The organism is Fodinibius sp. (genome assembly GCF_034521915.1).
Taxonomy (GTDB): Bacteria; Bacteroidota; Rhodothermia; order Balneolales; family Balneolaceae; genus Fodinibius.
Genome location: NZ_JAXHLU010000010.1, coordinates 26,482 through 45,585 on the forward strand (window position 1 = coordinate 26,482; position 19,104 = coordinate 45,585).

General features: G+C 40.9%; 23 protein-coding genes. 8 read left to right on the top strand and 15 right to left on the bottom strand.

The window, feature by feature from the left end; translation table 11 throughout:
* Nucleotides 1-68: 68 nt before the first annotated feature.
* The 5 genes from U5J89_RS07075 to U5J89_RS07095 all read right to left on the bottom strand — a co-directional run bounded on the left by U5J89_RS07075 (nt 69) and on the right by U5J89_RS07095 (nt 3,557).
* On the bottom strand, nt 69-737 hold the full coding sequence (locus U5J89_RS07075; RefSeq protein ID WP_322574907.1) for a cytochrome c biogenesis CcdA family protein: 669 nt from the start codon (nt 735-737) through the stop codon (nt 69-71).
* A gap of 5 nt (nt 738-742) precedes the next feature.
* On the bottom strand, nt 743-1,282 hold the full coding sequence (locus U5J89_RS07080) for a peroxiredoxin family protein (protein WP_322574908.1): 540 nt from the start codon (nt 1,280-1,282) through the stop codon (nt 743-745).
* A 126-nt stretch (nt 1,283-1,408) separates the two neighbouring features.
* Nucleotides 1,409-2,197 (bottom strand): SDR family NAD(P)-dependent oxidoreductase, encoded by a 789-nt coding sequence (locus tag U5J89_RS07085; protein ID WP_322574909.1) that lies wholly within the window; start codon nt 2,195-2,197, stop codon nt 1,409-1,411.
* Nucleotides 2,198-2,250: 53 nt separating this feature from the next.
* A complete protein-coding gene (locus tag U5J89_RS07090) occupies nt 2,251-3,129 on the bottom strand; it encodes a hypothetical protein (protein WP_322574910.1) in 879 nt (292 codons plus the stop codon).
* A gap of 26 nt (nt 3,130-3,155) precedes the next feature.
* Nucleotides 3,156-3,557 (bottom strand): hypothetical protein, encoded by a 402-nt coding sequence (locus U5J89_RS07095; protein ID WP_322574911.1) that lies wholly within the window; start codon nt 3,555-3,557, stop codon nt 3,156-3,158.
* Nucleotides 3,558-4,343: 786 nt separating this feature from the next.
* Between U5J89_RS07095 and U5J89_RS07100 the strand changes: the two genes are divergently transcribed.
* Entirely contained in the window at nt 4,344-4,700 is a 357-nt protein-coding gene (locus U5J89_RS07100; protein WP_322574912.1) for a DsrE family protein, read from the top strand.
* Between the two features lie 108 nt (nt 4,701-4,808).
* On the top strand, nt 4,809-5,846 hold the full coding sequence (locus tag U5J89_RS07105) for a sodium:calcium antiporter (RefSeq protein WP_322574913.1): 1,038 nt from the start codon (nt 4,809-4,811) through the stop codon (nt 5,844-5,846).
* Nucleotides 5,847-5,861: 15 nt separating this feature from the next.
* Here U5J89_RS07105 and U5J89_RS07110 read toward each other — a convergent pair whose 3' ends face one another.
* Nucleotides 5,862-6,596, bottom strand: a complete 735-nt coding sequence (locus U5J89_RS07110; protein ID WP_322574914.1) for an InlB B-repeat-containing protein — start codon at nt 6,594-6,596, stop codon at nt 5,862-5,864.
* Nucleotides 6,597-7,030: 434 nt separating this feature from the next.
* Here U5J89_RS07110 and U5J89_RS07115 point away from each other — a divergent pair, with 434 nt between their 5' ends.
* Complete coding sequence (locus U5J89_RS07115) at nt 7,031-7,825, top strand: hypothetical protein (RefSeq protein WP_322574915.1); 795 nt, start codon at nt 7,031-7,033, stop codon at nt 7,823-7,825.
* 3 nt (nt 7,826-7,828) lie between these two features.
* On the opposite strand, the gene U5J89_RS07120 is transcribed toward U5J89_RS07115, so the two are convergent.
* The 4 genes from U5J89_RS07120 to U5J89_RS07135 all read right to left on the bottom strand — a co-directional run bounded on the left by U5J89_RS07120 (nt 7,829) and on the right by U5J89_RS07135 (nt 10,718).
* Nucleotides 7,829-8,497 (bottom strand): MliC family protein, encoded by a 669-nt coding sequence (locus U5J89_RS07120; RefSeq protein ID WP_322574916.1) that lies wholly within the window; start codon nt 8,495-8,497, stop codon nt 7,829-7,831.
* Nucleotides 8,498-8,608: 111 nt separating this feature from the next.
* Nucleotides 8,609-9,022 carry a DoxX family protein gene (locus U5J89_RS07125; protein WP_322574917.1) on the bottom strand — a complete coding sequence of 138 codons (414 nt, stop codon included), beginning with the start codon at nt 9,020-9,022 and terminating at the stop codon, nt 8,609-8,611.
* 141 nt (nt 9,023-9,163) lie between these two features.
* Nucleotides 9,164-9,502, bottom strand: coding sequence for a TraR/DksA family transcriptional regulator (locus U5J89_RS07130; RefSeq protein WP_322574918.1), 339 nt, complete (start codon nt 9,500-9,502; stop codon nt 9,164-9,166).
* Nucleotides 9,495-10,718 (bottom strand): MFS transporter, encoded by a 1,224-nt coding sequence (locus U5J89_RS07135; RefSeq protein ID WP_322574919.1) that lies wholly within the window; start codon nt 10,716-10,718, stop codon nt 9,495-9,497. The genes U5J89_RS07130 and U5J89_RS07135 overlap by 8 nt, the downstream gene beginning before the upstream one ends.
* Nucleotides 10,719-10,881: 163 nt before the next feature.
* On the opposite strand from U5J89_RS07135, the gene U5J89_RS07140 reads away from it, so the two are divergent.
* From U5J89_RS07140 to U5J89_RS07155, 4 genes are all read left to right on the top strand, one after another.
* Nucleotides 10,882-11,652, top strand: coding sequence for a hypothetical protein (locus tag U5J89_RS07140; RefSeq protein ID WP_322574920.1), 771 nt, complete (start codon nt 10,882-10,884; stop codon nt 11,650-11,652).
* A gap of 76 nt (nt 11,653-11,728) precedes the next feature.
* Nucleotides 11,729-11,968, top strand: a complete 240-nt coding sequence (locus tag U5J89_RS07145) for a hypothetical protein (protein WP_322574921.1) — start codon at nt 11,729-11,731, stop codon at nt 11,966-11,968.
* A 120-nt stretch (nt 11,969-12,088) separates the two neighbouring features.
* A complete protein-coding gene (locus tag U5J89_RS07150) occupies nt 12,089-13,261 on the top strand; it encodes a DUF3095 domain-containing protein (RefSeq protein WP_322574922.1) in 1,173 nt (390 codons plus the stop codon).
* A 574-nt stretch (nt 13,262-13,835) separates the two neighbouring features.
* The gene (locus tag U5J89_RS07155; protein ID WP_322574923.1) at nt 13,836-14,255 is read left to right on the top strand and encodes an Hsp20/alpha crystallin family protein; all 420 of its coding nucleotides are present in this window, start codon (nt 13,836-13,838) and stop codon (nt 14,253-14,255) included.
* 340 nt (nt 14,256-14,595) lie between these two features.
* Here U5J89_RS07155 and U5J89_RS07160 read toward each other — a convergent pair whose 3' ends face one another.
* Together U5J89_RS07160 and U5J89_RS07165 are read right to left on the bottom strand one after the other, a co-directional pair.
* Nucleotides 14,596-14,937 carry a hypothetical protein gene (locus U5J89_RS07160; RefSeq protein WP_322574924.1) on the bottom strand — a complete coding sequence of 114 codons (342 nt, stop codon included), beginning with the start codon at nt 14,935-14,937 and terminating at the stop codon, nt 14,596-14,598.
* Between the two features lie 113 nt (nt 14,938-15,050).
* On the bottom strand, nt 15,051-15,593 hold the full coding sequence (locus U5J89_RS07165; protein WP_322574925.1) for an RNA 2'-phosphotransferase: 543 nt from the start codon (nt 15,591-15,593) through the stop codon (nt 15,051-15,053).
* Between the two features lie 113 nt (nt 15,594-15,706).
* On the opposite strand from U5J89_RS07165, the gene U5J89_RS07170 reads away from it, so the two are divergent.
* Nucleotides 15,707-16,174, top strand: a complete 468-nt coding sequence (locus U5J89_RS07170; RefSeq protein ID WP_322574926.1) for a hypothetical protein — start codon at nt 15,707-15,709, stop codon at nt 16,172-16,174.
* 16 nt (nt 16,175-16,190) lie between these two features.
* Here the strand turns inward: U5J89_RS07170 and U5J89_RS07175 are convergent, their stop codons facing one another.
* The 3 genes from U5J89_RS07175 to U5J89_RS07185 all read right to left on the bottom strand — a co-directional run bounded on the left by U5J89_RS07175 (nt 16,191) and on the right by U5J89_RS07185 (nt 19,077).
* A complete protein-coding gene (locus tag U5J89_RS07175; RefSeq protein WP_322574927.1) occupies nt 16,191-16,901 on the bottom strand; it encodes a hypothetical protein in 711 nt (236 codons plus the stop codon).
* Between the two features lie 138 nt (nt 16,902-17,039).
* Nucleotides 17,040-18,524: a S9 family peptidase gene (locus U5J89_RS07180; protein WP_322574928.1), complete on the bottom strand. Its 1,485-nt coding sequence runs from the start codon at nt 18,522-18,524 to the stop codon at nt 17,040-17,042.
* Nucleotides 18,472-19,077, bottom strand: a complete 606-nt coding sequence (locus tag U5J89_RS07185) for a hypothetical protein (protein WP_322574929.1) — start codon at nt 19,075-19,077, stop codon at nt 18,472-18,474. Before U5J89_RS07185 ends, U5J89_RS07180 begins: the two co-directional genes overlap by 53 nt.
* Nucleotides 19,078-19,104 lie beyond the last annotated feature (27 nt).

Genomic DNA, 19,104 nt, shown 5'->3' on the forward strand with positions numbered 1-19,104 from the left:
CGGGCTGGCAGCCTACAAGGTGGACTAAACTTTTATTAGCACTGATTAAAATTAACTTGCCACCCTTTTTATAACAATGCCGACTGATAATAGATAACATACGCTCCCGCTAAAATTAACAATCCCCCGGTGATGCGCTCCATGTGAGGAAGAATCTTTCGCAAGTATTTCATCAGCCAATTTTTGGCAAAAGTGGACAGCAGAATAGCCGCAATCATCATCCCACTGATACCCACAAAATAAGCCCCGATATACGAGGCGCCCAGCCAGGCCGAAGATGCTGTCATCGCCTGCGTTGCTACAATCAGGAAAAGCGGGAATAAGCAGCCCAGCGCACCTATGGCATAAGCGATCCCAAAAACAAAAGCCTCAACCGCTTCTGTTTTATGGGTGGGATTATTCATGTTGATGGAAAAGGAGATATCCATACCCCAAACCATGGCAATACCCATTATGATCAACACCACGCCCATACCAATGGTAATCCACATCATGTAATCTTTAAGTACCTGGGCAGCTACAATAATAAGAATCCCAGCCACAGCATAAACGGCTAAAATGCCCAGAATACTTAACATAGCAAGCTTTAATCCCCGGTATAACTGCTTAGCAGTAGAGGGATTTTGTTGGGAATCGCGGGATATAAAGGCTACAATATATCCCGGCAAAAGAGCCACCGCACAGGGAGCCAGAAAAGCAAGCACTCCCTGAACGAAAGAAAAATAGACGAATTCCATTTTTATTAGTTTAGCAACCCATCAAACAACTCGCGGTATTCCTCTTCGCTGAGTGCTGTTTTATTCTTCTGGAATGCAATAGTGCCATCTGTATTTACACCCACCGTTGTTGCCTGTGACTGTACGCCGAAATCTCTCATAACCTCAGGATATCCCTTTGTAATAGGGAATGTAAAATTCTCTTCGTCTGCAAGCTTACGCATGGTTTCTTCATCATCAGTGGGATCAATTCCAATAGCTACCAAGTTGAGCCGGTCTTTGTACTCGGGATATAATTTAGAAAGAACGGGCCAGTTTTTTGCGCAAATGGGACACCATGAAGCCGTAAAGTATACGACCAAAGGCTTATCCTCATCAAGTGACTGTTGCAAACTTACCGTATCGCCCTCGATTGTGGTTACTTCAAAGTTAGGCGCTTTTGGTTGTTCTGTTTCATTTTGTGATGACATCTGCTGCTCTGCTGAGCCTGACTCTTCAGATGAGCATGCACCGATAATCAGTAATAAACTGACTAAAACTGCTAATAGATTGATTTTCGTATTCATGTTATTTCCCTTTAAATTTTATTATTCTTGCTGAATTAAATTCAACTGTTATTACCATGTAGTAAACTTAAACAGATCGCAAGAGAACGTATATTCTTACTGCTTCTCTTCTCAGTTTACATTTAATTACATTGATCGATGCTCTTCTGCCCGTTTTCGGATGGCATCAAATTGATCCTTTATCTGCTCATCAACTTTTAGAGGCTCATTCATATTTTTTGTAACCATTGCCCTTTGCTTTTCGCCCCCTAAAATTACTTCGATTTCTTTATTGATGAGTCCATCTACAGTTGCTTTCGCTACCTCTTTAGGACTATCCATATCATCAACTTTTGCTGTCTCCATCATCGCGGTGTCTGTAGCAGTCGGATATATGGTCATTACGTGAATGGGATAATCGGAAAGTTCTCTACGCATTGCTTCTGAGAAATGTTTAACAGCAGCTTTGGTAGCTGCATACACGCTGTAAAACGGCATGCCGATATAGCCCAAACCTGATGAAATATTGATCAATGCTCCTTCTGAAGTTTCTTTAAGCAGGGACAACATGTGTTTTGTCAACAGGATTAATCCCGTAACGTTAATGTTCACTTGATCAATAATATCTTCATCGCTGATTTCCTCCAAAAGACCGGCGCTAACCACCCCGGCATTATTGATCAGCATATCGAGAGTTCCCCATTCCTCTTTAACTTTTTGTACGGCCGATTTTATATGATCTAATTGCGAGATATCGCCCTGAATTTTCAGGAATTCTACGGAAGGGAAATCCTCTTCCAGCGCATCCAACTTTTCGGCCGTTCTGCCCATCACGGCAATTTCTTCCACACCATGGTTTGACAATTCCTCAATGAGTGCCTTACCAATTCCGGCACTCCCGCCGGTAATAAACACTTTTTTATCTGTAAGATTCATCCTAAAACTTGTTTTTATTCATTTTAACAGACCCCTAAATGAGCATCGCAAGCTTACTTCACAAATTCAAATAACGTTTCAATTGCCGCAATCATAAAGAGCACCCCTTTATCCAGCTCTAGTGAATCTCCGTTATATAGATTACTTACTGGTAGTACCGCTCCGCACCAACCATCCTTGCACAACCAGTACCCTCCTGATGGAAGATTAGGAAGTTCAGAGGAATTAAAAACAGCTTTTTTATTCCAATAACTTACATATAAATAATGTTCGTTAATCATGTCATTGGCAATAGCCAACCCTACCTTAATTTTGGTATCGGAGTGCTTGTGTCCATTTAAAAATACATTGATGGCACTACACGTATCAAGATCGTACGGCCAGGTACAAACTTTATCGTAAAGTCTATTCGGCCTCGAAAACAGCAATGCTGCTTTGATAATAAGAATTCCGGCCGTTCGCAGTTTTGAAAATTTTTCGAGTGCCGCCTTGTTATTCACAGAATATTTAGTTGCCATCTTAATATCATACGGCAAAGAGTATGCGAGATCATAGGACAACGAATCAGTAGAAATTCCACGTTCTAAAAGGTGTTTTTGAAGCCATCCCCATACCGTTTCGTCTGAAATACCCGAACCGCTAAGTTTACTTAAATTATTTAATTTGTCATCCATTAGCAGCCAGCTAAAATCACCCGGGCAAAATCCCAGCCGTAACGGATATTCAGAGAATGTCTGCCCATAAAAAAATTCTTCTTTTTTATTCCATGCCATAGTTGTGTGGCTGTCATTTTCACAGGTGGCGACAAAGGCTTCTGCCACTTGGGCAATCCATTGAACAGCTCGATGTATTTCCTTAGTTGCCTGATTTATCTTCACTCCTTCTTCGAGGAATGGCACCGTTGATTTGATAGCAAGAGTGCTCTGAATCATGTTATCAAGTTATTATTTGTTAATTTCTATTGTTGGTCCTTATCCAGACATTCACTAAAGTGTTTCTGCCGGATTGAAACAGCCTGAACTGAATATATAATCAGCAGTATAAGCGAGATAAACAGGAAAGCTACTCCCACAAGCAAAATTAAAAGACCCCAACTATGTTGAGCATCCAGGCCAAAACTCTGTGTCACCGAAACCAGTCCACTTAGAACCATGAGTGCCGTAGTCAGATATAATCCCGTAAGGCTGTAAGTTAACAACCGTAACTGTGCAAGCTTTTTATGAAGAATCTGCTCATACGTGGATGCCTCCTGAAGCAGTACCTCCATCTCCTTATTCAGCGATATTGCAAGTCTTGAGGTACTCAAAATAAGCAGGCCAATACCCGGGAGTATTGTTATAGGTAAATACCATTTTTCCATATCGGTTTCGTTTCATGTTTATTAGCTTACCCTGATTATTTGATTGGATAACATGACAAAATCTTACATGAATTGTTCATCATTCCAACTTTTAGAGGCCAATAGCACTTTCGTTATATCTCTAATTATGAGATGACTTATTTTTGCTAAAACAAGAAAATTTTCTGGTGCAGGATAGAAATAAAACGCTATCAATAAGGTTTAAATAAAACGCTATCAATAAGGTTTTCGTCACCAAACATAAAGCTATATCACATATCCAATAATCTCTTTGCTTCTCACTAATAATGTATCTAAATATAAACGCTATCAATCAGGTTTCCGTCACCAAACATAAAGCTATATCACATATCCGATATATCTCTTTACTCTCACTAATCATATAAAACGCTATCAATCAGGTTTTCGTCACCAAACATAAAGCTATATCACATATCCAATAATCTCTTTATTCTTATTCACTAATAATGTATCTATCAAAAGTTTTTTGTCTACTCAATAAGGTTTTCGTCACCAAACAGTAAAGCTAACCGTTTACATACTCACATGCAAATGGATCAAACAGGTAGTACTTCGGCAATCTGTAGTCTATTATAATTTACATAGCATATAATTGGACAAGGCTCGAATCGGATTTCTTCCTCAATTTTCCAAGAAATCTCATCAATCCCATAAAATATGAGTCGAAAATACATTATTACCACGCAAAATCGGGAATCACGTAAGACATACCGATGTTATTGCATCTAACTTTATTGGAAATACTAACTCAAATTATTTTGTCGTATGAATAAAGTAGCTATTGTTGTCTTGGCCGGCACAGAATCTCACGAATCATTAGGGCGCATTGTCAACGCGCTGGAGCTTGCCAAAGAATTACAAGATCATGATGATGAAGTTCAGATTGTCTTTGACGGTGCTGGTACCGAGTGGATTCCAGAATTAGAAGATGAAGATCATAATGCTCATCCGCTATACGCAGCAGTTAAAGATAATATTCACGGCGCATGCAAATTCTGCGCAAAAGCTTTTGGAGTTATAAATGAAATCCAAAATACAGACGTAGATCTCTTGGATGAATACGATCAACATCCGAGCCTGCGCAACTTTATTGCGGACGATTATCAAGTTATCACGTTTTAATTACAGCTCTCTTTTCAACGGTCCCCTAAGATTCCCGTTCTCACTTTTTTGAAAGCGGGAATCTTTTTTTATTGGGCTTATCAACTAATAATATCCAGGGGATCAGCAATGATTTTATCATTATTACTATGGACCACGGTAGCTGTTATCGCTACGGGCATTTTATGGAAGGGGAGCGACTGGCTTGAACACTCCAGTGAGGGGCTTTCCACCTATTACGAGCTGCCTGATATCGTACAGGGGGCCTTGGTTGTAGCAATCGGCTCCAGCTTTCCCGAGCTGGCTACCGTTGTGATTTCTACTATTTTACACGGAGAGTTTGACCTCGGAGTAGCGGCCATCGTCGGATCTGCCATTTTCAACATTCTTGTAATTCCAGCCGTAGCGGGACTCGTTACCAAAGATCCATTAGAGTCAAATCGAGATCTCGTTTATAAAGAGGCGCAATTCTACATTATATCAGTAGCCGTACTTATTATTACCTTTTCTTTTGCAGCCATTTTCAATCCCATCGAAGCTACAAACGGCAATGGAATTATTTTAGGCGAAATGGATCGCCTGCTGGCCCTGCTTCCATTACTTTTATATGGGTTCTATATCTTCATACAATACCAAGATACCATGGATTATGTCCCCGAACGAGATTCAAGCGCCATCAATCCCCTAAAAGAATGGGGACTATTAATAGCTAGTCTGATTGTTATTTTGATAGGCGTTGAACTACTGGTTCGATCTGCTATTGAATTTGGCAATATCCTGGGCACTCCATCTTTTCTGTGGGGTATATCAGTGGTTGCAGCAGGCACCAGCATCCCCGATGCCTTTGTAAGTATTAAAAAAGCTCAAAAAGGTGATCCCGTCACTTCGCTTGCCAACGTGTTGGGGAGCAATATTTTCGACTTGCTCGTGTGTATTCCCGTTGGGGTACTCATAGCGGGAGCTACGGTCATAAACTTTACTGTTGCTGCTCCTCTTATGGGTGCTCTCACCCTGGGCACGCTCCTTTTATTTAGCTTCATGCGAACCGATATGATATTGGGCAGATGGGAATCGATGGGTCTTATTTTCTGCTACCTGCTATTTCTACTCTGGATGGGACTCGAAAACTTTGGTGTTATCGATTCTATTCCTTCGTTGCCGTCTTAACTCAACAAAAATTGCTTACTCCAAATTATAGTTGATAAGCAGCGTTCCAGAAGTACTTCCACTTACAGTATGGAAAGTTTCATTCCTCATATCAACTTCAAACGTTCCCGACTCATCGGTCAGTACCAAATTACCTTCAATTTTAGAGTCATTTATAATCTCCCATTCCAGCTTTAAGTCCTCACCGCTGTCAACCTGATACTGTAATGTCCATGTTACCTGCTGGTTGATATTACTTCGGAAATCTCTGTAGAGATCCAGATCACCAATTTCAAAATAAGCATGAAGAGCCCCTGCGGGCGGGGATGGAGGCGCATCCTGATCCACTCCATTATCAAAGCCATCACTGCCCCGGCTTGACTGTCCAAACCTGAGATCCACCGTATCCCCGGTACTAACGGCAAACATCTGCACCGTATATACCGATCGCAGATCATCAAAATTAGCCGTTATCTCCGTATCTTCAGTAATCGTAAAACTTATTGGGTTTTCTTCGGAGCTAACGGCTCCGCTCCACTCACTAAAAGCAAATCCATCATTCGCCGTAGCCTCAACCGTTACCTCGGTATTTTCTTCATAGGTCCCACTGGCAGGATCCACCGATCCACCATCCGACGGACTTTTTAACACCGACAAGTTATACTCAACAGGTTCCGGTTCATTATCTCCCCCATTGTTATCACCACCATCGTCAGGTCCTGTTCCTCCACCGGAACCACAGCTCCAAATTGCGAGAGAAACTATTAACAATAGACATAGTTTCTTATATAATTTTATTTTCGGCTTCTCTATGTTATTTAACATCATCTTTTAATATATAAATATTGTTGGGCGGTCACATCGTCTAATACTTTGGCTTTTTTCAAGAAAACATTTTAATCTTTAAATCAAAATTGATCATATTTATTATTTTTTTACCAAGTAATTAATCTATAAAGTCGCAGGAACGTGATTCTTGGTATTACTACTGATTTTTAATGCGTTAACATTTACACAACACGCTATTCAAATATTATGAACTGCTAAATCCAATTTCTTATCAAAAAAAACGCAATGTAACCTTTTAACCTGTTTTCTGTAAAGAAATTGGGACTATCTGTTATTTATTAATAGACGAATAATGCATTTGTATCGCAAATTGTTTTAATTGATGGTACAACTTCATAAAAAAGCAGGGGGCTGACATGAAGAAACTACTCTTATCTTTTGTACTGTGTTTAGTCTTTTTTGCATCTGCATTTGGACAAGCACAGGAGGATCTTTACAAAAAAATTGACTACTTACAAGTTGACCAGACTCAACTCGCTCGGTTCTTGAAGGTGGCTAACAAAGATCTTGTGTCGGGATTTACATCTCTTCTTGACAATGAGAACATAAAAGGCTGGTACCTTTACAAGGTAAAATATCCGGGAGGTAAAAAAAGTACCTACAACTTTGTAAGTGTCACTACTACTTCTTCAATTAATGAGTTGGGCAATCATTTTTCCGACAGTAGTACACCCGGTTTTGTGCCTTCTACAATAACCAAAGTTGGTGCAGAACAACTTTCTAAACTTGCCACTCTTGTTAAGTCGGAAATATGGATGATTGAAAATAGCGTTTATGCTGATACGGGCTCGGCTCCAAGTCGATACATGTCGATGGATTACATGAAGGTAGCCCAAGGCAAAAACCCTGACTATCTGATGCTGGAAGATGAAATTGCCAGACCCATTCACCAGGAACGGATCGAACAAAATCGAATGGCGGGTTGGGAAGTATATTCACTTATTCTGCCATCTGGAATAAATTACGGATATGATTTTGCTACCGGCAATCATTTTAAAGAGTTAGAACATTTTGAATTCGGTTTTAATGAGGAGATTATCCGCCAAACCATGGGAGAAAACAGCAATGTGGCTGAGCTTTTTGAAACGATCTATAATACCAGAGATCTTGTTAAAGTCGAACTATGGGAGCTTGTTAATCATGTACAATAATTATTAAAGATATCGACCGCACCCTCTATAGGTTTTACCATTTACAGTTATCATAACTGTTTGGGGAAAGTCAAAACCGCTCATACTATCGGTACAGGGAGTATCTGCAATTACCAGCTTAAGCTTTTGATCTGCATCTTTTGACCGATAGACTGTTCGTTTTCCCTGAGTATCCGCCTCGGGTGTAGGGGTCTTAACTGTCAGAGTATCATTACCATAATTTCCCACGTATTTAAGCTGGCCTTCTTTTTTTAGCTCTAAAAACCAGCCGGGTTCCTGTCCCAAAGCTCTAAAGTCGACACCCCGAAGTTTCGCTGCTGCCCACGAACGTTCTTCGGGAACAGACTGGCAAGTCATAAATGAGCCTTGTGGTTTTTGAAGGATAGCTTCGCTGCCCTTACTCCAGTACATGTATGATTTACCTTCATATCGAGCACCTGACCCGGCCTTTACAGGCAATACTTTAAGCGTTGTATCAGACAAGAAAAGCCAGGTACTGTCTTTAGTGACGTGGGCAGTAAATTGCAGGGTATCACTACAGTTATATACAAAAACCTGATCTGTTTGTATGGAGTCAAAATTCGGTATTGAGATATGGGTGTTATTTTGCGCTTTCTTTGTCTGCTGTTCACAGGCCAATGCCAATACAGCAAGACTTAAAAGCAATACCAAGTATATATGATTCTGGAAAGAGAACAATTTCATTTCAATCTACATAAATATAAAAGGGAGAGCACCTCAAGATACTCTCCCTCTTTCTAAATTTCTGTTTAGTACTTTTTCCTAACTTTTATCAACGGAGTATTTACCTGGACCAAGCAAGAAGATGACAATGAATGCAACCAAGTATAATACCGGCAGTTCCATATCACCAAACCAATCACCACCGGGCAGATGTACAAAGAACACGGCCACTGCCATATTTATGGTTAATATTAGTGAAGCCAAGCGAGTCCAAAATCCGGCTATAATTAAAAGTGAGCAAATTCCCTCAGCAAAAGCAGCCAAGATTAATGATGCCGTTGGCCCGATACCTATGGGATCCAAGAATTGAAATTCTCCTCCGAAGACACTCATCAATTTTCCCCAACCGTGTCCATATAGCATAAAAAAGGCGACCAAAATTCGGAAAATAGCGGCCGATGTTCCGGCATCTACAAATTCACCCAATTTGGAAGAACGTAATCGATCTAGCATAATACCCCTATTTTTTATTAAGAATTACTTTTTCATTAAAAGACTTAATATTGAATTATACTAATTAATTAAATCCTTTTGCATAATTAATTACAGAGAAAGGATTGACGTTCCCCAGTACTTGTTTTCAGATACAGTTATTTACGATTTCTGAGCACACTTCACACATCGTGCCGTCCAGGGCATAAATTTTAAGCGTCCCAATGGTATATCATCACCACATTTAACGCAGATACCATACTTGCCTTCATCAAGCTTTTTTTGTGCTCGTTCTAACTTTTGAAGCCTGCTTTTTTGTTCGCGTAACGCCTTATCGTTAATGGTCTTATTATTAATCGCATCCATCCGCGACAACCGTCCATAGGCGTTATCGGGCTTCACAGGTTTTGTAAGCTCTTTAAGCTGTTCGATCTCCTGCTTTGTCTCTTCAATTTTCTCGTCCAATATTTTTTGCATCTCCCGGGCTTCCTGATCAGTCATAATAAATTTCTTCCTGATTAATATTAAAGGCAGCGTAAGCCATTAACGTGGCAATACCAATTGTTATAATAGCCACAAATATGATTGATTCCATGGCTATTCCATTATCGATAGCCCATCCCATAAGAATAGGACATAATGCTGTGCTTAACACCATGAGGGACGAAAATAACGATCGGACGGTTCCGATGATATCTCTTCCATATAATTCTGCCCATAATGCCGATTTAACATTACTTCCCATCCCCATAGTAACACCCACAAGCAACATATATGCAAAAGCCGACCAGCTTCCCGGATGGAAATAGGCAAATAACAATCCCATTCCAAAAGGAACAACATAGTAGGGAATAACCGTTTTAGCACTAAAATAATCTATGACCGGCCCGATAGATATGGTACTTACCACTCTGCTGGCAGCAAATCCCACAAAAGCAGTGGCAATAAGTGTAGCAGACCATCCCAATTGTTCTGCGATAGAAACCTGGTACAAAAACAAACCTGTTGCCCAAAAGGGAGGGAGCAATACCGCAGGCGTTATTAACCAGATTCGATAATCTCGTGCCAGCATTTTGTACACATCCCAGCTGCTGTCATTTGTTTGAGTATCTTCCTCAGTTTCTTCAACATCTTCATAATCGCGGTTATTCAAGGTATAACGAACAAGCGGTATAAAAAGCAGTGCAATTACTAAAACAATAAGACCCCAGGTCATGCGCCAGCTAAAAATACCCAGTAGCCCCGCAATAGCTACTGGCAATATTCCTTCCCCGATAGGGTATCCTAAACTGGAAATACTCAGCGCTTTCCCCCGCTGATGTACAAAATAACGCGCCATTGCGGTCTGCGCAGTATGACTGCTAAGCCCTTGTCCCGACAACCTGAGCAGTACCAATCCCACAAATAATAATGCCACATGCCACGACAAGGCCACCGTTATACTTGCTACCAGCAGCCCGGCTGCCACCATCTGGCTGTAGGTTCGAAGAGGTAAATCATCTATCCACTTGCCCAGGTAAGGCAATAACCCTGCACTTACGAGCGTAGCTACTGAATAAAGACTGCCAAAAGTGGCGTTATTAAGAGAAAAGTCTTTCAAAAAATAGGGGACAAACAGGGAGATTAGAAATGTTTGTCCAAAGCTGGACATAAATGTAAAAGAGAGCCCAAACGATAAAATGCGTTTTTCTCTGAGGGCAAAACTGAGATAGTTCACTAATACCAATTACTTGTTGTGTGAAATGAAACCCCAAAAATACGGTTAATTCCTCAGAACTTAAACTTATTAGTATCCATCTTCACTTGCTTGACCTTCGTCGAATCTCTTATAAATTACAAAGTCATATTCTTACGTTTCGTCATTAACTCAATGATATTATATGTACGAAAACAAGGAGCCTTATAACTGTAACCCGCCCGGCACGCATCTTGAACAAGTTGCTCATCCCGGCGGTAGTGACCGTACTATCGAAAAAGCCATCATCATGGAGCACCGCTTTGCTTTCTTTTTCTGGATGAAATGGCGAAACCTTCTCAGTGATAACGAGCTTCTTAAGCAGTCCGCACCAACGCTTGTTACCATCGACTGGCATCGTGATCTGGCTCCGGTCCCTGACGATCAAAAAAAAGCGCTGGAACAATTGAACCAAAGCAATCTCTCTGATGTGGCCAACTACGTTTGGGCCCAATTTGACCAGACGAATGACGGACATATTTTATGCGCCTCATGGCTCAATCTTATTGGAGATGTGATACTGCTTCAAAATACAACAAGCTATCAAGAGAGCACCGTTAAAGACAGGAATGGAAATGATCATGGCATTTTTGAATTCCGTGATTTTAATCGCTTCCAGGAATTTATGGTCGATCGGAACGACCAGAATATCTTTTTCGATATCGACCTGGATTATTTTATCCACGGTAAAGGCAAACGGCAATACTCCGACGATTTTCATCGCTATTCTGATGAGGAAATCAAGCAAGTTATTGATATCTCAAAACCCGTATTCCAACAGATCCTTCCTAATATCAATGGTATCACAATTGCCCTGGAACCGGGCTACTGCGGTGGAATTGTAAATTCTTGCCAAATTATGGATCAGTTTCACTCCCAGCTTTTTACCGAAAATAACGAGTGGAAGCATTTATAAGAATCTGGCACGTTGCTTAACAATTTTCCATTCCGGTGACAGTATGGTTGCATCCATTTTTTTCGATTGCATTACCATGGATCAACGTATCCTCAAAGAAATCAAACGAATTTATCATAGCACCAAAAAAGAGATTGTTTTTCGTCCCGTATTCGAGCGTAAGCTTGCAAACATATATCCAACGTCTGGCTCCAGAAAACTCCGCTACGAATTTCGAACGATTTATCGAAAATATCGCGATGAGCAATATTCCCTGAAGGACTATCTGAAGTATATGACTGTCTTTACCGAGATTGCCACGGAAGGTAATCACTAAAAAGTGGAAATCGATCCCCAGTCGTTAAAGCCACATCACCACTGATACAATAATGCCGCCCCAACCAAATACTTTTTGTATGTTTACAACGCCTGTAAAAAATAAATCAACATAATTATTGTGGCAGACAGCGCTGACTTTTACGCAAATCTACCTGTTATTGAGGACTTTTTTAACGCCTCAAATCAAGAAAATTTTCACCCTCTCCCCGATAACTGGTATGTAGCTGTAACAGATATTGTAAACTCCACCGATGCCATTCAAAATAACCGTTATAAAGAAGTAAATATCTTGGGCGCATCGCCCATTGTGGGTATCTTTAATATAGCTGACCGCAATACAATCCCATTTACCTTTGGCGGAGACGGCGCATCATTTTGTTTTCCTCCCCACCTGATTGATGATGCCCGACGTGTTTTAGGAGGATGCAAAACCATTGGCAAAACAGAATATAATCTTGATTTACGTGCAGCTATTATCCCCCTCTCATATATTCGCGAGCAAGGGTATGATATACAGGTTGCCCGATACCGTGCTTCCGAGTTCTATATTCAATCTATTTTTTCGGGCGGGGGCTTAAGTTTTGCTGAAAGGATACTGAAAAACCTTAACTCGGATACGTTCCGAGTACCGGCCTTAGAAAATGCACAGACGGTTGACTTTAGCGGACTGGAATGCCGCTGGCAAAAGGTAGAGCAGCCTCAAAATGAGGTCATCACCATGATGATTAAAGCCAATCCCAACATTGATCATCCTCAAAAAATTTACGAACAAGTATTCCAAAAAATACGCACCACTTTTGGTTTTGATGAGAAAACAAATCCCATAAATATACCCGAACTATCCATGACGTTATCTTTCTCTAAACTTATGGGGGAGGCCCGATTTCGAACACACGGGCAGGGCTGGCTAAAACGCATTGGGTACATCCTGAAAGTACAGCTGCAAACCATTATCGGTAAAGTGTTAATGGCTCTGGATTACGAAACTACAGCCACTAATTGGTCACTTTATAAATCGGATCTGGCCCAGAATTCCGACTATCGAAAGTTTGACGATATGCTGCGCCTCGTAATCAGCGGCAGCGAATCAGAGCGAAAGGAATTTGTTAATTTTCTTGAAGAACAATTCAGAAATGAAAAGTTGGCTTTCGGCATCCACCTATCCAAAGCCGCCATGATTACCTGTATGGTATTTCAATATCACCGCGACCATATCCACTTTGTAGATGGCAGCGGCGGGGGATATGTTTCGGCTGCCGAAGGATTGAAAAAACGCTTAAAAAAACTCTAAGAAAAATCTGACGACTAATAAGAAACTGGGGACTACACTTCACTCCTCCTTTTTCTAACCCCTCTGTATCTCCCCTTGCTAAGGGGAGAATATTTTAGCATATCCAAACACTTCGGGATTTAATATTGCTTTGCAATTTAATTTATACCCTGGAAAAATACTGAGCGTTAAATAATATATTTTGCAACAAACTAACAACTCCCCTCCTTTAAAAGGAGGGGAAAAGGGGTGGTTACTAAAATCTATTGGTGAGAGTACTTTTTAACATATATTGGAGGTACAACTCCTTCAATTAAATGCTTCCTCATTCTATGACACAAATCTTAACCAATATTAGAGACTTAAGTGACGATTTTACATACCAACTTTGCCAAAAGTATAGTTTAGATATTGGTGATTTGCCATTTTTGCAAAACTGAGCTAAGCCGATCATCATTGGCACGGCATTTGTTAAATTTATAATGTGATTGAGTGATGGACGTCCATCACACTCATGAGTAATTAGAACTGCTAAATGAAAACAAAAATTTAGGAGGTATTTGCTATGCTGATGAGACAAAATAAATTTCCAACATTGTTCAACGATCAAGGACGAAATCGAAACACAAATACGCTTCGATTCTCTGATATACTCGACGAAATGATGGAAGATGCATTCTCGTGGAACAAAGGTACATTTGTACCTGAACTCAACGTTTATGAAACGGATAAAGAGTTCGAAATAACCGTTGCTCTACCGGGAATGAGTAAAGATGATATTAACATCGGATTTGAAAATAACACTATTACCATAAGCGGTGAGCGCAAGCTGACAGAAGAAGATGGCACCAAGTATCATCGCATTGAGAGCCGTTTTGGAAAGTTTGAGCGCTCGCTGCCACTGCCTAATGTGATTGATGAGGAAAACATTAGCGCCACATACGACAACGGCGTGTTAACGATTACGGTACCAAAACTAAAAGAAAAAGCCGGTAAAAAGATTGAAGTGAGCTAACAAAAACCGGCACATCTTACAAATAGACAAAAAGCCGCGGTTTCCCGCGGCTTTTTTATTTCATTTCCTTGATTCGGCTTTCAATCAAGATGTTTCCTCTTTGGATTCATCCTCCTTTCTCTTCTTTAATTGATCAAGCACAATAGGAATTATAAAGAATAGCGATGCAATAGCACTGATAATAATAGTTGTTAAATCTATATCCATTTTTCAAAAACTGTTTTAAATGTACCGTTGCGATATACCGATTACGTTACTCTTATAAATTTCGGTTATATCTATTTATGACTGAAAGGCTACCAAATATCTTAACCCTGATAGCCTATCATACATTAAACAGCTATAGAAATGAGTGAAAAGGGAAAATATATTTTAAAAGGATTGGAGTCCGATCTACTTTATAATAAATCTGCAGAAAAACACAGGCCCTATTATCTGCTACTGAAGCAATAACTTTATGAACTTCCGACTTTCCCAGCTCTTCGCCAGAAAGAAACGGCCCCGGAATATTAGTTATACTTATTCCGCTTTCTACAGGAAAATAGACATTAAATAGATTCGGCTGTGCTAAGGGATTCGTAGCCTGGCCACTTTCTTTTTCTACAGGCAAGAAAACTGCAGATCTTTTCTCCATCAGGGGCTGCCCCTGCACCAATGAATGGCCAATCAGCACAATGGCCATAATGGCTACCAATATGTTGCGCTTTTTCTGCATCAATGAAAACATACAAATAACATCATCCGGATGCAGTATTTATATCTGGGGATAAACAACTATTCATCAATCGCGGTTCTTTATTGCTGTTCGATGTATTGTGGCGGCACATAGTTCGTCAGCCAGATACTCTCCTCGCTTTCGGATTGATAAAAGTCATAACCCTCGCGACTCATTCGCCTTGCAAACACCAAAAGAATTTCCGGCTCACCATGCCGTCCTCCTACATTGCGCGCTTCATCAACCGTGGTAGATAAGTGCACAAAATTACGACTGCGAGCCTCAATGCCATCAGCCAAAATAGACGCTACATTATCATGAGCCGTTCCGTGATAAAGTTTTTGGGGCGGAGTTTCCGGTTTTAACTGCAAATCCACGTTAATGGAATGACCATAACCTGCCCTTATGTACTTCCCATCACTGCTAACAATAAACCGCTGCTTAGAACTGTTTTGCATAATCTGACGAATAATATCACGGTCTATATTCTTTCCATGATTTTGAGCCTTTTCAATTAGCTCAGAGACCTTCGCCCAGCCGCTGTCATCCAGTTCAAGGCCAATGTCCTCGGGGTGGTGACGCAGCACATAGCTCAAAAATTTACTGAGTGCTGTTACATCCATATGCTAATCTGTATTAAATATTTCGCAAATCCAGTATGTTGCTTTCATTTTAAACTATTAATAGATATATAACCTTTCTCTTTATTAGCACTAACACAAATATATGAACGGTTATGGAGCAAGAGGAAAAAGAATTTTCACTTCGGGCAAAATCAAAATGGGGCATGTTCTTTTTGTTTTCCCTGGTAGGCGGGCCCATGCTATATGCCGCATATCTCAATTATAATGTGGGAGAAACGCTTTTTGCTGTCCTAATGGTGATTCTATTTCTGCTTTGGGCTGTGGTTATTGTAATTGCAGTAGGTTATAAAATTAAATTAACAGATACTTCTCTTCACCGGCAGGGTTTAATTTCACCAAGTATTATAGATTTTAAAGATATAAAAGCGATTAACTTTGGATCTACATGGTCCAACTTTTATGTGGAATCGGATGATAAAAAAATCTTTTTTGGAAAGGATTTTAATAATTATGAAACCATCTTACAGGGCATCGTTGACGAAGTGCGTGAAGTCAAAGATCTTGAAGAAGTAGAGCTTCTGGGCGATCCCGAAAATATTGAGGAATACGTTGGCAATTAGCCGCCAGGGGCTTCCATCAATATAGTCCTACCGAAAATCCCACCTTGGGAAATAACGTTTCCATAGTAATATCATAGTTTAAACTCCCGGTAAAATGAACAAAGACCCCACTTTCCCCATATTCCGATGGAGGAGCCACCAATGCCACTGCCCGGAGGCCTACTGATCTCGTATAAAAGTCATCGGACGGAAAACAAAAACAGTCCACATTCTCGATTCCTAAGTATTGGTATTCTCTTTGATAAGTTGCACCTATACTTACTCCTGTGGCAGGGCCCTTTTTTATTCTTTTTTGAAGTATAACCTGGCCGGCCTCAAAGCGTGGCAACGTCATAACTCCACTTACATACCAATGCTTATATATGCGAAGCGTAACATCAGCCCCCAAACTACTACCTACTGCAATTGAAGCAGCAATGCGATCAATCTTATCAGACATAAATATAAAATTTGTCGTAATCGCAGGAAGTGATTGGTGATTGTATTCTGTATCAGCACCTCCCATCCCCTCCTTTTTGGCATAGTTTATTACCGCGCTTTCAGAATAAATGTTGTTAGTAACTCCTGCCAAACTATGACTATACCGTGCCCTGTACGTCTCTCCGTTATATGCTTTTTTCTCTTGGAACATGAGCATCTCACTCATGGGACTGTGAACCGCACATCCAGAAAAGAAGATAACTGAAAGGAAAATAATTACGATTGCACCCGTTCTGCATGGAATCATTTTTTAGTACCTATGTTTCAGGATTATCCCAAAAGCCTGATGATTTAAAAGTCTATTATTTAGTTATGAGATTGGCAAATAAAAATCCCCTCCTGCACAAACAGAAGGGGATATAAAGATTCGTTATGTTAATCAGGCTTAGTTTTCAACGGTCGTTTTTTCTACTTCAATTTCCACGTCAGGGCGTTCTTGCTGCTGTCCCTTCAAGTATTGATTAAACCAACGCATCATACGCAGGTTATAGTCGTAACGCGCCGTTGCGTTGCGGTTGCCATGTCCTTCTCCGGGATACAGTACCAGACGAACAGGAGTGTCGGTTCGCGTTTTAATATGGCGATACAGCTCATAAGACTGGCCCGGATTAACGCGCGTATCTTCTTTGCCGTGCATAATCAACAGGGGCGTATCTGCCTGTCCGGCGTAATAAATAGGGCTCCGCTCCAGGTATTTTTGATAATCCTCCCAAATACGCTCGCGGGTATGTACCAAATAGAGCTCTTCGGGAATATCGCTGGTTCCCCATTTAGAAATATTATCGCTGATGCCCACAAACATAACTCCTGCTGCAAAACGATCGGTATACTTCGTAGCCATCCATGCGGTAGCATATCCACCATAAGAACCACCGGTGACACCTACTTTGTTTTCATCTACCAATCCTTCTTCTACCAAGTCATCAACGCCGGCAACAATATCATCAAACTCTGCCCCGGCCAAATCGCCCTGACTGCTCTTGGCAAATGCTTCTCCACGGCCGGTACTGCCTCTATAATTAGGATAAAAAACGAAATAGCCCTGCGCGGCACCAACTTGACCGGCATCAGAATAGCTTGTTACCCAGCCATGGTTATAATGCGCTTCGGGTCCGCCGTGTACGGTGGTAATCAGTGGATATTGCTTACCCTCTTCATAATCAACAGGATACACCAAGATGCCCTGCAGTTCCGTACCATCATCCGCCGTCCAGGTGACTACTTTTTGCTCACCCAGCTTTTTCTTATCCAGCCAGGCGTTACTTTTCGTCACTCGTTTAACATTGTTATTAGCCAATTGATACAACTCCTGCGGATGTGATGCAGAACTTGCTGAAAAAACAGTAGCTCCACTCGAAGCACGGGCAAAAGAGGAAAGATTTGTATCACCTTTACCTATAATCGTGTTCATATTTGATCCGTCAGCGTTAATACTGCCGTATGTTGACCATACGCCCTCACTACTCAGATAATGAAGTTTATTATTACCAGTCCATTTGAACTGCTCAAACATGCCTTTGTATTGAGGCTTTAGCTGGGTAGGCTTACCGCCATCAGCCGAAACAATAAATAATCGTCCGGCTATAGTATCATGAATATCAGCTCCTGCGATCATCGCCAGTTTACTTCCGTCCGGGCTCCAGCCAATTTGTCCGAGTTTTCCATGGTGATCAACTTCGGCCAAAACTTTTTTGCCCATGTGATCAACCACTTTTACCTGCTGCTTCATGTAATAATCATCTACGAGGGGAGAAGGGGCAACACCTATAGCAATCTTTTCTCCGTTTGGACTCCATCGCATCTGGTAAATAGATCCTTCAACCTGAACCTGATGCGGACCGTGACCGGGCATGTTCAACATTTGCCACATAACCGCGTCGCTGCTTCAGATTTTCTTCATACACTTCGGGATGATAGGGCAGCGACGATCGTTCAAAAGTGATCGTATCTTGGGCCATAAATGCGATGTGACTCCCATCAGAAGCCCATTCATACTCTCCAATAGCAGTCTCGAAGGAATATATTTTCTGGGCTTCTCCGCCATTCATAGAAATTTCGTACAAACTCGTAGTTTCATCCGATGAACGTTTTGCCAAAAACGTAATGGAATTATGATTAGGACGAAAAGCGATATCACTGACGCTCATCGTCGTCACATAAGGAATGGAATTACCGCTGGCCAAGTCCGCAAGATACAGGTGATAACTTGCCGGTTTATTTTCCTTTTCGGGATCTGCTTGCTTCTGTAAGGTATAGATTGCTTTTTCTCCGGATGGAGCAATCGCAATCTCATTTACCTGCTGCATCTTGGCAACATCTTTTGGGGTTAATCCCTGATCTGATTGTGCCGCCAATGGCTGCACAGCAACAAAGCAGATCATTAAAACAAATAGCATCGATTTTTGTAGTGATGATGGTATCATACTTATTCTCCGATTTTTTGTTTGATT

Bases quoted from the DNA above. Each gene is read 5' to 3' on its own strand.
- U5J89_RS07165 (WP_322574925.1), bottom strand. From the start codon at position 15,593: ATGGATGTAACAGCACTCAGTAAATTTTTGAGCTATGTGCTGCGTCAC.
- U5J89_RS07160 (WP_322574924.1), bottom strand. From the start codon at position 14,937: ATGGCCATTGTGCTGATTGGCCATTCATTGGTGCAGGGGCAGCCCCTG.
- U5J89_RS07140 (WP_322574920.1), top strand. From the start codon at position 10,882: ATGTACGAAAACAAGGAGCCTTATAACTGTAACCCGCCCGGCACGCAT.
- U5J89_RS07085 (WP_322574909.1), bottom strand. From the start codon at position 2,197: ATGAATCTTACAGATAAAAAAGTGTTTATTACCGGCGGGAGTGCCGGA.
- U5J89_RS07105 (WP_322574913.1), top strand. From the start codon at position 4,809: ATGATTTTATCATTATTACTATGGACCACGGTAGCTGTTATCGCTACG.
- U5J89_RS07075 (WP_322574907.1), bottom strand. From the start codon at position 737: ATGGAATTCGTCTATTTTTCTTTCGTTCAGGGAGTGCTTGCTTTTCTG.
- U5J89_RS07145 (WP_322574921.1), top strand. From the start codon at position 11,729: ATGGATCAACGTATCCTCAAAGAAATCAAACGAATTTATCATAGCACC.
- U5J89_RS07095 (WP_322574911.1), bottom strand. From the start codon at position 3,557: ATGGAAAAATGGTATTTACCTATAACAATACTCCCGGGTATTGGCCTG.
- U5J89_RS07090 (WP_322574910.1), bottom strand. From the start codon at position 3,129: ATGATTCAGAGCACTCTTGCTATCAAATCAACGGTGCCATTCCTCGAA.
- U5J89_RS07175 (WP_322574927.1), bottom strand. From the start codon at position 16,901: ATGATTCCATGCAGAACGGGTGCAATCGTAATTATTTTCCTTTCAGTT.
- U5J89_RS07170 (WP_322574926.1), top strand. From the start codon at position 15,707: ATGGAGCAAGAGGAAAAAGAATTTTCACTTCGGGCAAAATCAAAATGG.
- U5J89_RS07100 (WP_322574912.1), top strand. From the start codon at position 4,344: ATGAATAAAGTAGCTATTGTTGTCTTGGCCGGCACAGAATCTCACGAA.
- U5J89_RS07185 (WP_322574929.1), bottom strand. From the start codon at position 19,077: ATGATACCATCATCACTACAAAAATCGATGCTATTTGTTTTAATGATC.
- U5J89_RS07130 (WP_322574918.1), bottom strand. From the start codon at position 9,502: ATGACTGATCAGGAAGCCCGGGAGATGCAAAAAATATTGGACGAGAAA.
- U5J89_RS07180 (WP_322574928.1), bottom strand. From the start codon at position 18,524: ATGTGGCAAATGTTGAACATGCCCGGTCACGGTCCGCATCAGGTTCAG.
- U5J89_RS07115 (WP_322574915.1), top strand. From the start codon at position 7,031: ATGAAGAAACTACTCTTATCTTTTGTACTGTGTTTAGTCTTTTTTGCA.
- U5J89_RS07125 (WP_322574917.1), bottom strand. From the start codon at position 9,022: ATGCTAGATCGATTACGTTCTTCCAAATTGGGTGAATTTGTAGATGCC.
- U5J89_RS07080 (WP_322574908.1), bottom strand. From the start codon at position 1,282: ATGAATACGAAAATCAATCTATTAGCAGTTTTAGTCAGTTTATTACTG.